The sequence below is a fragment of the Ignavibacteriota bacterium genome (assembly GCA_019637995.1).
Lineage (GTDB): Bacteria > Bacteroidota > Ignavibacteria > Kapaibacteriales > UBA2268 > JANJTB01.
On record JAHBUQ010000003.1, the window covers coordinates 280,226 to 295,325 of the forward strand.

10 protein-coding genes are annotated in these 15,100 nt (G+C 35.0%); 5 read left to right on the plus strand and 5 right to left on the minus strand.

Annotation, left to right across the window (positions count from 1 at the left end):
- Positions 1–194: 194 nt before the first annotated feature.
- The 3 genes from KF896_13260 to KF896_13270 all read left to right on the plus strand — a co-directional run bounded on the left by KF896_13260 (position 195) and on the right by KF896_13270 (position 6,270).
- Entirely contained in the window at positions 195–1,190 is a 996-nt protein-coding gene (locus tag KF896_13260) for a dihydroorotate dehydrogenase-like protein (protein ID MBX3044677.1), read from the plus strand.
- A 175-nt stretch (positions 1,191–1,365) separates the two neighbouring features.
- Positions 1,366–3,405 (plus strand): T9SS type A sorting domain-containing protein, encoded by a 2,040-nt coding sequence (locus KF896_13265; GenBank protein MBX3044678.1) that lies wholly within the window; start codon positions 1,366–1,368, stop codon positions 3,403–3,405.
- 330 nt (positions 3,406–3,735) lie between these two features.
- Positions 3,736–6,270, plus strand: a complete 2,535-nt coding sequence (locus tag KF896_13270; protein ID MBX3044679.1) for an aryl-sulfate sulfotransferase — start codon at positions 3,736–3,738, stop codon at positions 6,268–6,270.
- 54 nt (positions 6,271–6,324) lie between these two features.
- Here KF896_13270 and KF896_13275 read toward each other — a convergent pair whose 3' ends face one another.
- From KF896_13275 to KF896_13295, 5 genes are all read right to left on the minus strand, one after another.
- On the minus strand, positions 6,325–7,593 hold the full coding sequence (locus KF896_13275) for a tetratricopeptide repeat protein (protein ID MBX3044680.1): 1,269 nt from the start codon (positions 7,591–7,593) through the stop codon (positions 6,325–6,327).
- Positions 7,590–8,009, minus strand: a complete 420-nt coding sequence (locus KF896_13280) for an OsmC family protein (GenBank protein MBX3044681.1) — start codon at positions 8,007–8,009, stop codon at positions 7,590–7,592. Before KF896_13280 ends, KF896_13275 begins: the two co-directional genes overlap by 4 nt.
- Before the next feature lie 92 nt (positions 8,010–8,101).
- Complete coding sequence (locus KF896_13285; protein MBX3044682.1) at positions 8,102–8,875, minus strand: MBL fold metallo-hydrolase; 774 nt, start codon at positions 8,873–8,875, stop codon at positions 8,102–8,104.
- Complete coding sequence (gene lipA / locus KF896_13290; protein MBX3044683.1) at positions 8,862–9,806, minus strand: lipoyl synthase; 945 nt, start codon at positions 9,804–9,806, stop codon at positions 8,862–8,864. The genes KF896_13285 and lipA overlap by 14 nt, the downstream gene beginning before the upstream one ends.
- Positions 9,807–9,842: 36 nt before the next feature.
- Positions 9,843–10,703 carry a sigma-70 family RNA polymerase sigma factor gene (locus tag KF896_13295; protein ID MBX3044684.1) on the minus strand — a complete coding sequence of 287 codons (861 nt, stop codon included), beginning with the start codon at positions 10,701–10,703 and terminating at the stop codon, positions 9,843–9,845.
- A gap of 319 nt (positions 10,704–11,022) precedes the next feature.
- Between KF896_13295 and KF896_13300 the strand changes: the two genes are divergently transcribed.
- Positions 11,023–13,137: a T9SS type A sorting domain-containing protein gene (locus tag KF896_13300; GenBank protein MBX3044685.1), complete on the plus strand. Its 2,115-nt coding sequence runs from the start codon at positions 11,023–11,025 to the stop codon at positions 13,135–13,137.
- A gap of 141 nt (positions 13,138–13,278) precedes the next feature.
- Complete coding sequence (locus tag KF896_13305) at positions 13,279–15,054, plus strand: ABC transporter ATP-binding protein (GenBank protein MBX3044686.1); 1,776 nt, start codon at positions 13,279–13,281, stop codon at positions 15,052–15,054.
- Positions 15,055–15,100 lie beyond the last annotated feature (46 nt).

Genomic DNA, 15,100 nt, shown 5'->3' on the forward strand with positions numbered 1-15,100 from the left:
ACAAAAGTTACAAAATATTTAAAAATATTTAATATTAACGATTTTGAAGCCTAAAAATTTATCAATTGATAATTTATCATATTAAAATGGCAAAATGTTATAATTAATTATAAAAAAAGGATTCTTTTTCATATTTTTGTTTTTTTGAAATTATTACAATTTGATTATTTCTTTTTTAATACAAAGGTATAAATATGGCTGACTTATCAACAAAGTACTTAGGATTGAGATTAAGAAGTCCTATAATAGCTGCAAGTTCAGGTATGACACGTACATCTCACCTGCTTCAGGAACTCGAAAAAAAAGGCGTGGGTGCTGTAATCCTTAAATCAATTTTCGAAGAGGAAATTACCGCCGAGCTAAATGCACAAATGGCAAATTCCAACAGACCATCAACAATTTACCCTGAAATCTATGATGCTTTCGATTATTCTGATATGGAAGACAGCGTCTCGAAATATCTTTTCCTTATCGAAGAAGCTAAACGCACTCTTACTATTCCTGTAATTGGCAGCGTAAATTGTGTTTCATCTCATGAATGGACTTTATTTGCCAAACGAATCGAAGAAGCAGGTGCCGATGCTTTAGAGCTTAATATGTTTATTTTGCCTTCCGATTTCAATCGTACAGGTGAAGACAACGAAAAAGTTTATTTCGAGGTTATTGAGAAAGTGAAAAAAGTGGTTTCTATACCGGTTTCACTTAAAATTAGCTACTACTTTTCAAATCTTGGCAGTATGATTCAGAGACTTTCCAATACAGGTATTGATGGATTAGTTCTATTCAATCGCTTCTTCAGCCCCGATATTGATATTGACAATTTGAAAATCGTACCGACAAATATTTACAGTACACCTGCTGAGCTTTCTATTTCATTGCGATGGATTGCAATTATGGCTCAGCGTGTTGGTTGTGATTTAGCCGCTTCTACAGGTGTTCACGACGGATCTGCTGTCGTCAAGCAATTGCTCGCAGGTGCTAATGCAGTTCAGGTCGCATCTACACTTTACAAAAACGGTTTTGACAAAATTACTGAAATGAATAATTTCCTTACTGAATGGATGGAAGAACATAATTATTCTACAATTGATGATTTCCGTGGCAAAATGTCCCAAGCTTCAACTAAGAATCCTGCCGCTTATGAGCGCGTTCAGTTTATGATGCACTTTGCAGGTAAGGGCGTGAATTAAAAAAAATATAAATTCTCACTATAAAAGTGGTTTCGTCTAATAAATTATTAGCGACACCACTTTTTTTTAAACTTTTTTTGGTAAAAGTGTGACAAAATGCATTTTGATTTGTCTTACTGTTATGTGATTATGCAATTTTGAAAATAGTTTTTTAAAATTTATAGAGGGTTTCAAGATGAAAAGTTTTGTACTAAGTTTATTGCTTATTATTTTCACGGCAACAGTTGCCGAATCGCAACTTGTCAATAAATGGGAATCAATTGACAACACAACAAGAAATTATACTTATCAAATGCGTACAAAAATTATGGATGCACTCGATAAAGACAAGTTGATTTCTTTTGATAGTGATGTTGCAAATACCGGATGGTTTGTCAAATATACTACAGATGGAGGCAAGACATTTGATAAAATACTGCAAACCACAAGTTTTCAATACGATTTTCACTCATTGTCATTTCCGGCTGACGAACATTTTTATATTGTAGGTGATTCAACCGAATATCTTACAATGGTAGGGTTTAATGATTATTACAAAAGAACTGCGATACTATTTTCCAGTTTTGACGGTGGTAAGAATTGGAATTATTTCAAGTTTGATTCAAATTCAACTATTAGAAATATTGATATGGCTTCCGCAAAATTAGGTTTGGCATCAAAAATGACCGTTGGAAACTACTACAATAATACTGTAATCAGTTATGGCGACACGCTTTTATGGACAGATGACGGATTTCAAACAATTCAAAAAATAACATTGCCCGTTGAAAATATGCTTGTTGCCTCAATCAAAATGTTTGATGAAGATAATTTTGTAATTCTTGTGCAAAAAAGTTCCCAATCAATTAGAAAATATATCAAAACAAGCGACAGAGGCAAAACTTGGGTAGATTTTGCAGATGCTCAAAGTACAAGAATTATCGAATTTGTTGACCAAAATACTGCTTTCAGAGTTGATGACAGACGTAAAGAATCTAATCCCGACCAATGGGAAACATTAATATCCAAAACAACAGATGGTGGCAATAGCTGGCTCGGGCTTTTTACGCCAACTGATGAAAAATGGACTGATTACAGAGCCCTTACAATATCCTGCGCCGATGAAAACAATATACTTATCGGCGGATTATACAGTATGATTTATAAAAGTACAGATGGTGGCATAACATGGCTTAAGCATAATTTACCAAACGGAGTAGATGGCGGTATTGATATGGAGTATGATGCTGTAAGAGAAGTCATGTATCTGGAAAAAGATGTGGCTTATGCAATTGCAGCAAGGTTGATGTTCAAAATGGGAACTGAGATGAATTTAATGAGACCTTACCTCTTTGCTCACAGTAACAGAGTATCACCAATTGATTTAAAAGTGAGCTGGACTTCTGTCGAAGGTGCATTAAGTTACCGCTATCAGTTAGCAAAAGCAACATCGAATAATGTCTATAGCTATGAGGTATTTAATAATCCTGTCTTAGATACCATTGTTGACAGTCTCGAAATAATGCTGCCTGATCTTGATTATGACCAATGCTACTATGCTCGAGTAAAAGCATTAGGCGAGGGAATAGAAAGCGACTGGTTTATAAGGGCAAGTCATTTCTGTACTTTTGTTGATAATAATTTTGTTATTCCACCAAAATTTATCAAACCGCTTTCAGGTGAACGAATCAAAACAAGTGAAATTGAATTTATCTGGACATCTGTTTCAGGTGCCGAACTCTACGAATTTCAGCTTAATAATATGCCATACTTTCAATCAAATTTATTGTCTGATGAAACTACGACAGACACAAGCATAACTATTCCAACTCCTTCTTATGAAAATACCGACTTTGTAGCAAGAGTCAGAGTAAACGATGGCAAAATTATTTCTGAATGGAGATACTTGACCTTCAGATTAGCCGACCCATTAAGCATAAATGTAAGTATAAGCGAATCAGGAATCGAAATTTTCCCCAATCCCGCAAGCGATTTCATCACAATAAATATGGAAAGCATTAGAGCTTGCTCCAATGGAAATAACAATGGGGCAAGCCCCATTGCTTCCATTGAAATATTCGATATGCTCGGTTTAGAAGTAATGAACGTAGGGACAGGGCTTGAACTGTCCACTCTAAGAATTGATATATCCCACTTGCCCGCAGGCATGTATTTCATTAAAATTATTGGAAGCAATGGAGCTTGCTCTATTGTTGAGAAATTTGTGAAGTTGTAGAAATACCGTAGGGGCAGGTTCGGAACCTGCCCCTACTTTATATATTAATCCGTGAAATCATTTAATCCGAAAAATCTGCGATTCTGACGGGAATGCTGAATATATTCTCGTACCAAGACTAATGTATCCTCACAATGATAAAGTGTTTAATTATTTCAGAAATTATTTTTGACATCACTTAATTGAAATCATCAGCTCTTTAAAATTCTGGATAAATTTACATTTTAAAATGCAAACAACATTAATAATGAAATTATTATTTGTTTATTAACAAATAATTAAATATTTTTGTATAAATAATGAATTGATATTAACAAAATGGAGGCTGTTATGTTTCAACATTTACACAGAATAATAACTTTTGTTGTTATTTTTACCTTTTCAACCCAATTACTATTATTATCATCTGAGTTAAAACAAGAAGATAAAAGACCATTCAACAAAGTCAAAAACCCAATTTTATTGAATTTGCCAGATGACTTTCCCGAAATGATTATTGATACAGTAAATAATCCAGCTAATGGAAATATCCTAATGGAATGCTTTCAGGTATCATCGCCGGACGCTAATTATATTATGATACTTGACAATGAGGGAAATGTAGTTTGGTATGATAAGCCTGAGAATCAAGGGATTGATTTCAAAGTTCAACCTAATGGCAGGTATTCTTATGCTTCCAGAGTTGAGATTGGAGACAAGTATCAGGCTGGACCACTAACAGTTCAGAATCTGTATGTACAGCATATGATTATGAATGAAGAAAAGCAAATTATTGATTCAGTTCAAATGCAAAATGAGTATCTGGCAGATATTCACGAATTTAGAATTTTACCTAATGGCAATTATTTACTAATTGCTTATGAAAGAGTGCCAATTGATATGAGCGAAGTAATTCCCGGGGGTGATCCAAATGCTACAATAGTTGGTACAGTTATTCAAGAATTGGACAAAAACAAAGAATGTGTTTATCAGTGGCGCAGTCTGGATTTTATTCCGGTTTTAGCTACTAAGGATGATGTAAGAAAAGCAATATTTGAGCATGTTCATGGAAATTCATTATTTATGGATAGAGACGGGCATGTGATATCAACATTCCCTACTACTTTTGAAATTGTAAAAATTGATATGATTACCGGAGAGTTGATTTGGAGGCTCGGTGGCGACAATAGCGATTTTGAAATTACAGGCGAAAATGAAATTGATAAGCCATATTATTTCCGAATGCAGCATGACGCAAAAATACTTCCAAACGGAAATTTGCTTTTTTACGACAATGCTGTTCAGAAGACATCAGGATGGAGTTCCCGTGCAGTTGAATACTCAATTGATGAAGCAGGAAAGACTGCCCACCTTGTATGGGAGTACAAGCACAATCCTCCAATTTCTGCATTTGCGATGGGCTCAGCTCAGAGATTAGATAATGGTAATACCTTGATTAACTGGGGTCTTATGTTCACCGGATTAAGCAAAGGTTTGACCGAAGTTACACCAGATAAAGATAAAGTATTTGAATTGACACTTCCGAAATTAAATTTCAGTTACAGAGCCCAAAAAATAGAACTTCCTGCCTGCCAGCCTATTGCAAGTGTTGACCGGTTTGAAATGATGAAAGGCAATACATATAAGTTTGATATCGGAGACAATAAAACAGGGATAGAAATTTATTTCAAAGAACTTGATGCATTTTTATATAATATGATGAGTGTCAAAAAATATAATTGTGCTCCTTTAGATCCTGAATTTGAAGGCGAGGCTCCTGTTCTGCTTGATGGTCGCTATTTTCTTGAGCCACAATTGATATATTCATTTACCAGTGAAGTCAGATTCGATTTGAACTCTATAGCTCCACATATTTCAGCCGATAAATTAATTGTTTTTTCGCGAGACAAGGAAGGTGAAGGTATATTTATACCTCATGAAACCCGAGTTGATGCTGCAAATAATAAATTGATAGCCAATACTTCAAAATTTGGAGAGTATGTTATTGGATTCTTACGTGATGCTGAGTTTATTCTCGAGCCAAGACTGATGTATCCTCACAATGATAAAGTATTTAATAATGGAGATACTGTAAGAATAGTTTGGTCTTCAACCGGAAGATTTGATGATTTCCAAATTCAAATATCCAATGATAATAGTTTTTCAGAAATTATTTTTGACAGCGTGCAAGTGAAATCATCTGTGCTATACAAAGCTGATTTTGAAGAGAATAAAGAGTACTTTTGGAGAGTAAAAACAAGTTATCGTGATTTGGAAAGTGGTTGGTCGTCAACAGGAAAATTTAGTTTTTTTGCACCATTCTTGTCAATAAATTATCCTGCCGGTGGTGAGATTCTAAAGAAAGATACTACCGTAAAAATCAGCTGGAATACTAACAGTTCAGACTCGTTGTCTCTTGAACTATTGTTGGACGGAAGTCAGGAAGCTCTGATATCCGAAGGTATTTTCAGCCATTTTAATGCTATGAACTGGAAAATTCCAAATACATTACCTAACGGAGTGAATTATACTGTAAAAATAACTGATAAAATCTCCGGTATAACCACTGAAAGTAATTCATTTGCAATTCAGGGCGCTGTTAGTGTTGATGAAAATACAAACGAACTTCAAGCCGATTTTAGAATAACACCGAATCCGGCTAACGAATATGTGCAGATTTATTTCAACCTACCAAACGCCGAGTATTTGAATATTGCAATTTATGATGTCATGGGCTTCAAGCAGCAGACAATATTAAATACAAATTTAAATGAAGGTGCTTACAGCTTACCAATAAATATAACCAATTATCCAGCAGGTGTATATTATTGCATTCTTAAAACAAGTAATTATACATTAACTCAAAAAATAGTTGTAATTAGGTAATTGAATTGAAAATCTGATTTGAGAGGTTATTCTTGGAGAGTAGCCTCTATTTTTTTATTCTCTCGAAGAACGCTTAAGAGATTCCACTTCCTTCATAACACTCTCGACATAGCGGGCGTAGGAATGGTCATTTTTTGCAAGAGTGATAAATTTATCATAGTCTTTCAGGGCAGCATCAATATTACCTAAATTTTTATATGCTCTACCACGATTATAAAATGTCTGTAATGAGTTCGGGTCTTGCTTTATAGCTTGTGAGAAATCTTTGATTGCTAAATCATATTTCCCTAAATTGAAATAACAGTTGCCACGACTGAAATAAAAGTCTGAACTTTCAGAAATTGCAAGTAATGCTGAGAAATCTTCAACGGCTTTATCATACTTTTTGGCTTCGTAAAGTATATTTGCCCTGTTGTTTAGTGCTTCAACATCTGCAGGAGCCAAACGAAGTACATTGTCATAATCTGATATTGCTTTCTCAATTTCGTCCATTTCGTAGTAAATTAACCCACGATTGAAATATGCTATCTTATTTTCTTCAAGACTTAAAACGTTTGTATAATCATTTAAAGCAAGCCTGTCATCACCTAATGCCTGATAGGATAAGGCGCGGTTAAATAAAGCATTGATATTGTTATTGTCTTGCTTAATTACGTATGAGTAATCATCAATTGCTTCTTCAAAATGCCCTGTTTTTTGCTTAATTGGTCCGCGAAGTTTGTAAGCATCAGTAAATTGCGGATTGATTTTGATTGCTTCATTTAAATCTTTTAAAGCATCTACCAAATTTTCAATCTCGTAATAGCTCATAGCACGACTGTAAAAAGCTCTTGCATTCTTAGGGTCAATCGCAATGATGATGCTGAAATCCTTGATAGCGTCCAAATGTCTTCCAAGCTCAGCATAAAATATTCCCCGACTGTAGTATAATGAAGTATTTTTTGAATCAATGTCAAGTGCCTTGGAAAAATCACTCATTGCACGGTCGAAATTTTTCATTCTTGCGAAAGTATTGGCTCTGTTGATGAGTGCATCTGGCTTTTCGATTCCGAGTCTGATTGAATTGGAGAAATCTTTTATCGCTTCTTCGAAATTATCAAGTTGGTAATTCACAGTTCCGCGAGCATTGAAAAATTCTGAAATTGTGCTGTCAATAGCAATCAGGGCATTTAGTTCTGAAAGAGCATCTTCAAATTGACTATCGTTATATTTATTCAAAGCGGACTGATAAAGAGAATCAATATTGATTTCATCACTTCTTAATTCTGAATTGCAAAGCAAAAAAAATGTTGAAAAAATCAATATGTAGTAAGTCTTAATCAATTTTCAGTCTCCGGTTCAATAAATTTGTGCACAATTTCAACTTCACTTGAAAGGCTTCTTGAAACAGGACAAGTTTTGACAACATTTTTCAGAATTGCCATTTCTTTTTCGTCGAATTTTCTTGCAAGAAAGAAATCAAGTTCAATTTTTGAAATTCTGCGGTATGGCTCATTTACCATGTGTTTGTAAGCAGAAATTTTTAAATTGCCTATATCAAATCCTGAATTCTTAGCTCTGATTGCCATAATTGTGGCAATGCATGAGCCAATCGAAGCAACAGTCAAATCAGTAGGTGATATAAATTCACCTTTACCTTGATTATCAGTGGGTGCGTCAGTAATAAAAGTCTGTCCTGAAGGCGTATGTGTTACCTTGCAATGCAGATCTCCTGTATATTCTATATCAATTTGAACCATCTTTTTTAATCTCTCATCTTTTAAGTCATATACCAACTAATTAATTATAAATTTATTGTTAATATTTAAAGAGCGATATAAATTAATTTATGTTACAGCTCAAATTTTGTGCCATCATAAGCAATAAATACATTTTCAGGCAAATTATTTTCTGTATCCTGATGCAAAATATGATGAGAGATGTGTGTCAAATATGCTTTTTCTGGTTTTAGTATGTCAATTATATCAAGTGCTTCATTGACTGAAAAGTGAGTAGGATGAGGAGTGAATCTCAGTCCGTCTATGACCAGAACTTTAAGTCCTTTGAGCTGCTCCAGTGATTCTGGGGGAATATAATTTGTATCAGTGCAATAAGCAAAATCACCAATTCTAAATCCAAGAACCTCGAGATTGCCATGAAACATACTGATTGGTATAAAATTTATATCACCAATATTGAATGAATTTCCGGAAATCTCAAAAATATAAATCATAGGAACTCCGCCACCAAGCTGCTCCGGTGGAGAGAAAGCATATTGATATATTCGCTGCAGATGACATAATGTATTTTCAGTTGCATATATCGGAAGAGGCTTATCCATCACAAAATTAAATGCTCTGATATCATCAAATCCACCGATATGGTCAAAATGATGATGAGTAAATACAACTCCATCAAGTTTTTTTACATTATAATTTAGCATCTGTTGGCGAAAATCAGAAGATGTATCTATTACAACGTTTGTTTTTTCTGATTCTATGAGCAGAGAGCATCGAAGTCTTTTATCTCTTGGGTCAACTGATAAACAAACAGGGCATTCGCAACCAATGGTTGGAACGCCCGTCGAAGTACCTGAGCCCAATATAGTAAATCTATTTTTGGGCATTAACTTTTAAATGTTCATGTGCGTGATAAGAGCTTCTTACAAGTGGACCGGACTCTACATGAGGAATTCCCATCAATTCACCAATACGCTTAAATTCTTTGAACTGCTCAGGTGTGACGAATCTGTCTACAGGAGAATGGTTAACAGATGGCTGAAGATACTGACCAATTGTCATAATATCAAGTTTTATTTTCACTAAATCTTCCATTAAAGTAAAGACTTCATCATCAGTTTCCCCAATTCCAACCATAATACCTGATTTTGTCTTCATTCCTCTACTTTTGCAATATTCCAGAACATCGAGCGAACGCTGATATTTAGCCTGTGGTCTGATTTTTTTGTATAATCTCGGAACCGTTTCGATATTGTGATTGAGTATTTCAGGATTTGAGTTGATTACTCTGTCAAGACAAATTAAATCACCCTTGAAGTCGGGAATCAGAACCTCAACAGTTATTCCCGGATTTAATTCTTTCACTCGTAAAACAGTATCAGCCCAAATTGTAGAACCCTGATCTTTAAGTTCATCACGATTAACAGAAGTAATAACTGTATGTTTTAATCCCATTTTTTTTACTGCCATAGCAACATCCATCGGTTCATGGCGGTTAACAGTCTCGGGAATGCCTGTTTTAACAGCGCAAAAACTACATGAACGAGTACAGGTATCACCCAAAATCATAAATGTTGCTGTTCCGTGACCCCAACATTCACCGATATTCGGGCAATTAGCTTCTTCACAAACAGTATGCAGGGATTTCGAGCGCATAAGTTTTTGAATATTTTGGAAAGAATCACCACCGGGAGCTTTTACTTTAAGCCATTCGGGTCTTGTCCCGATTGTAGTTTTTAGCTCAGGATTATTTCGTTTAGCTTTTTTGTTATGCGGTTTGAAATTTTGATTTACTTCGAGAAGTTCAGTATTAGATATATCGTAAACAGTATTATGCACTTTTTTCCTTTAAAATTAACCTAAATATGTTCTTAAAGACTTTGACCTTGATGCATGACGCAGACGTCTGATAGCCTTTTCCTTAATTTGCCTTACGCGTTCACGTGTAAGATTGAATTTTTCGCCGATTTCTTCGAGAGTAAGAGTTTGACCGTCAAGTCCGAAATATAATTTAATAACTTCAGCTTCCCTTTGAGAAAGAGTAGTCAATACCTGCTGCACTTCCACTCGGAGAGACTCTCTGATAAGTTCAGAATCAGGTGGTGGCTGCATTTCATTTGGTAATACGTCAAGAAGTCTGTTGTCTTCGCCCTGAACAAATGGAGCATCTACGGATAGGTGGCGTCCTGAAATCTTAATTGTTTCAGAAATTTCATTAATGCTCATATTCAACTGCTCGGCAAGTTCAGCAGCAGTAGGCTCACGTTCGAATTCCTGCTCGAGTTCCGAGAATTTTTTCCCAATTTTGTTAAGAGCACCTACACGGTTTAGGGGCAGACGAACAATTCTTGACTGCTCAGCAAGAGCCTGAAGAATTGACTGACGAATCCACCAAACAGCATAAGAGATGAACTTAAATCCGCGTGTCTCATCAAACCTCTTGGCAGCTTTGATTAAGCCTAAGTTCCCTTCATTTATAAGGTCACCAAGAGAAAGACCCTGATTTTGGTACTGTTTTGCAACAGAAACCACGAATCTCAAATTAGCTTTTACGAGTCTCTCCAAAGCTCTGATGCCTTCTCCACTTCCTCGCTTAATTGCCTGGGCTAACTCAACCTCATTTTCAGGAGTAAGCAGTTCAACTCTTCCAATCTCCTGTAAATATTTGTCAAGCGACTGACTTTCGCGGTTTGTATATTGTTTAGTAATTCTCATTCAATAACCTTAGATTTCATTTTGCTCAAAATTATTAACATAAAAACGTTAATTTTATATTAATATTTGATTTTCATAGTCAATAAAATTCATTACTATTCAAAAGGTGAAATTTTGGAAAAAATTTCAATATTTAGTCAGGAAAAAATAATTTGTAACTTTTTGAGCAATTAATGTGTCTATGATTTATACAGATTTGCAAAAATAATTTTTTTATGTATGAAAAAGCAGTTAAATTTGTTTTTTGAAAAAGATGTAAAATAAAAAAAGTTAATTTATTGTTAATTTACAAATATTGTAAAAATTTTGGAGATTTAAAATGAGAAACGTGTACTTGTTATTAGTACTTGCAATGATGCTCCCAATGAGCATATTCGCTGATATAGCAGATTTCAATGCTGCTATAAATAAACCACATCAAATGATTGATGTTAGTGAAGTTACAGTCACTCCAAGTGATGTTGTAAATGTCAAAATCGGAGACTATCCGGCTCCTCAAATGGCATTTAATGTTTTGACCCAAAATACAGAATATTTTTGGCAGTCATATTGGGGTGGTGTTACTCCTATAGCTTACGAACCTAAGTCAGGCACTTTAGTGTATATATCCACTGACAGAGAAAGAGTAGAATTAGAAGGTGGTGCAGTAACTACTCATGCTCATGTATATTTACACTTCTCGAATGATGGTGGAAAGTCATGGACAAATGAAAGAGTTTACACATTGGAAGATGCTATGTTGTTTTTCCCTTCTGTAGCAGTTCTTAACCCAACCGGAACAACTAATCCGATAGATTTTAAATATGTTGTTACCGTTACAGCATTCCTTCCTGAAGAAGGTCCTCAGGGCTTGATTTACCGTGGTAGAGGAAATTATTATCTCTATTTCTATGGTGGCGGTTGGGATCAATTAGAATTTCAACAGCAACTTGCACCTCAGAGCAATAACCCCGGTGGTGGACAGCAGTGGAATGTGAACAACCAGCGTATGGCTGCTGTATCAAGTGCTAAAGGAGATCATTTCTATGTTTATGGAACTTTATCACCTCAGGACGGCTACCAGTATGGTGCTTATGGTATTGCATATATTGATTTCACTGGTGATGCTAATCCTGCATCACAAATTCCTGAAGCTTGGAATTTAAATCAATTCCGTAGAGCAGAGCAGCTTACAAGCTCTTGGAATGCTCCTATGAGATTGGATGTTGACGTAGAAGGTAATGTTTATGCGTTCTTCTTTAATATGTTCGCAGATAACGAAAATTACAGATGCCCTGCATTCTCAAAATCAACCGACAACGGCAGAACTTGGTCAGAGCTTGTTAGAATGCCTGAAGGTTTGATTAATGATTTTGTGTCAGCTTATAATGCTAATGTTCAGTTGGGTATTAACTCTTATCCATACACAGATTGGGATGTTGTAGTTACCGGAGTAGATGAATTCTCAATGTTCCAAAGATATGTAACAGCAGAGGGAGCAGCTGCAGAAACTGCAAACTGGAATGGCCATATAGTTGAATTTTCTTACAAAAATAATAACTGGCAACCTGTTAAAAGAGTTGGAGATTATTTTGTATTCCAGAATGGAAATCAATACCCACCTGTTGCAATACAAATCAATACTGAAAATGACCCAATTTTCTCCGATGAATTTGTGGCTAACTTCAGATATCAGGAATTGCAAGCAGCTAAAACTGCTGACGGCAATGATATTGTTGTAAAATGGATTAATTATCCTGCTGACAACATTGCTGTTCTTGCTACACCACATCAGCTCTATAATAACTTTATGGAAACTGTTGATACACTTATGACTACTGATATCATGATAGCAACTCGTGGTGTTAATGAAAATCAATGGGGACAATATAATATCACTCAGGACTTGTGGTATAATAAAGGTACTTATATTCCTGATGTAGTTCCATCAGCAAGCATAATTCCTGTAATTGAAACAATTACTCAACAAATCACAAACCCTGAAAACGTTAGAGTTAACTATCCTTACTTTACTCAGAATATCATTGGTGACAGAACTCAAGGTACTATAATTTCAGGTACTTTATATACTGTTGCAATAGCTATTTTTGACTCTGAAAACCCTTCAGTTGTTCGCAACGATAACCTGCAACGCCCTGGTGGATTAGTTGGTGTTTCTGTTTTAGAACAGATGCCTTTTGCATTGGAAAATATTTCTCCAAACCCTGCAAATGACGTTGCATATGTTAACTTTACATTAGAAAATGCTGCAAACGTTAGAATTGACATCGTTAATTCAATGGGTCAAAGTGTTAAAACTGTAAACTTGAATAATGTTCAGGCTGGTCCTCATACAGTTGATGTAATTACAAATCAATTGCCTGCAGGTGCTTACTTCTATACCATTACAGTTAATGGAAAATCACAAACTAAATTATTAAATGTTGTTCGTTAATATTTATTAGTTGGTTTAGTTTAAAATTTGAACAGGGTTGTTTTTAAAACAACCCTGTTTTTTTTATCTTAAAAATGATAACCCGAATAAATTCGTCTTTATTTAATCAAAACTAAATTTCAAAAATAAAATCAATTAAATATGCGTGGCGATGCTTTCGGCTCTGAATATAAATCTATTGACTATAAATTAATCAAGCGACTAATCAAATTTTTAAAGCCGTATAAAAAGTTAGTTTTTATGGCGGTATTTTTTACATTGTTTGTTGCTGCACTCGGACCTCTAAGACCATATTTGAATAAGGTAGCAATTGATGACTATATCTCAGCAAGTGATAATTTAGGCTTGCTCAAAATGATTGTTATTATATTTGTTTTGCTTGTTATAACAGGTGCTCTCAGAGTTGGAATGACATACATAATGCAGTGGGTGGGTCAGAGTGTGCTAAACGATATCAGAACAAAACTTTTCGAGCATATTCAAAAACTATCATTGTCATATTATGACAAAAATCCTGTGGGAAGACTCGTTACACGCGTCACGAATGATGTTGAAGTCCTGAATCAGCTTTTTTCATCCGGCTTAGTGATGATGCTTGCAGATATAATGCTAATATTCTGGATTGTCGGATTTATGTTTTATACTAATACAGAGCTTGCTCTTCTGGCTCTTACAGTATTACCACTGCTTCTTTTGGTGACAACATTTTTTCGAAAAAAAGTAAGAGTTCTATTCAGAGATTTGCGAACGGAAGTATCTAAAATGAATACATTTCTCAATGAATTTATCTCCGGAATCACCACTGTCAAACTTTTTACTCAAGAAAGAAGATTATCCGAAGACTTTAATCAAATCAATTTAAGAACCCGTGAACTCAATATACGTACAATATTTTATTATGCTGTATTCTATCCGGCTGTCGAAATGATTAGTGCTATAGCTCTCGGATTGATACTTTGGTATGCCGGTGGAAACATTCTAAGTGGAGTTATGACAGTTGGTATGCTGATAGCGTTTATTCAGTATGCTGAAATGTTCTTCAGACCAGTCAGAGACCTTAGCGAAAAATATACTACGCTTCAAAATGCAATGGCATCAAGTGAAAGAATTTTCTCGCTCCTTGATACTGAAGAGTTCCTTCTTGATAATCCTGATGCTCTGAATATAGATGAAATCAAGGATAATATCGTATTTGATAATGTTTCCTTTACTTATGATGACGAAAAATGGGTTCTTAAAAATATTAATTTTGAAATTAAAAAAGGTGAAACAATCGCAATTGTTGGTGCTACAGGCTCCGGAAAAACTTCTCTCATCAACCTTTTGTGCAGGTTTTATGACTACCAAAAAGGAAAAATTCTGATTGATGGAAAAGATATCCGAAATATCACCCAGAAATCACTCAGAGAAAAAATTGCAATAGTAATGCAGGACGTCTTCCTTTTCTCAAGAACTGTATCTGAAAATATTTCGCTTGGTAATGAGGAAATCAAAACAGATGATATCCGAAATGCAGCGAAAGCCCTCGGTGCATTGAATTTCATAGAAAATCTTCCCGATAAGTTTTCAACTGAAGTGTCAGAACGCGGACAGACTCTTTCTGCAGGACAAGTTCAGCTTATATCATTCTGCCGCGCCTATGCAGCAAATCCCGAACTACTTATACTTGATGAGGCAACATCAAATATTGATACAGAAACCGAAAAATTAATTGAAAAATCACTCGAAATCCTTCTCAAAGACAGAACTTCAATTGTAATAGCTCACAGACTTTCAACAATACAAAGGGCTGACAGGATAATCGTCCTACACAAAGGTGAAATACGCGAAATCGGCTCACACGAGGAACTTCTGGCAAAACAAGGACTCTATTCAAAACTCTATCAATTACAGTACAAAGAGACCTTTGCAGCTTAAATTCTTAACTGAAATTTTAAAATATTTTGATGTATTATGCGTATTA

Coding starts and splice junctions, on each gene's coding strand:
- KF896_13260 (MBX3044677.1), top strand. CDS start 195: ATGGCTGACTTATCAACAAAGTACTTAGGATTGAGATTAAGAAGTCCT.
- KF896_13265 (MBX3044678.1), top strand. CDS start 1,366: ATGAAAAGTTTTGTACTAAGTTTATTGCTTATTATTTTCACGGCAACA.
- KF896_13270 (MBX3044679.1), top strand. CDS start 3,736: ATGTTTCAACATTTACACAGAATAATAACTTTTGTTGTTATTTTTACC.
- KF896_13280 (MBX3044681.1), bottom strand. CDS start 8,009: ATGGTTCAAATTGATATAGAATATACAGGAGATCTGCATTGCAAGGTA.
- KF896_13285 (MBX3044682.1), bottom strand. CDS start 8,875: ATGCCCAAAAATAGATTTACTATATTGGGCTCAGGTACTTCGACGGGC.
- KF896_13295 (MBX3044684.1), bottom strand. CDS start 10,703: ATGAGAATTACTAAACAATATACAAACCGCGAAAGTCAGTCGCTTGAC.
- KF896_13300 (MBX3044685.1), top strand. CDS start 11,023: ATGAGAAACGTGTACTTGTTATTAGTACTTGCAATGATGCTCCCAATG.
- KF896_13305 (MBX3044686.1), top strand. CDS start 13,279: ATGCGTGGCGATGCTTTCGGCTCTGAATATAAATCTATTGACTATAAA.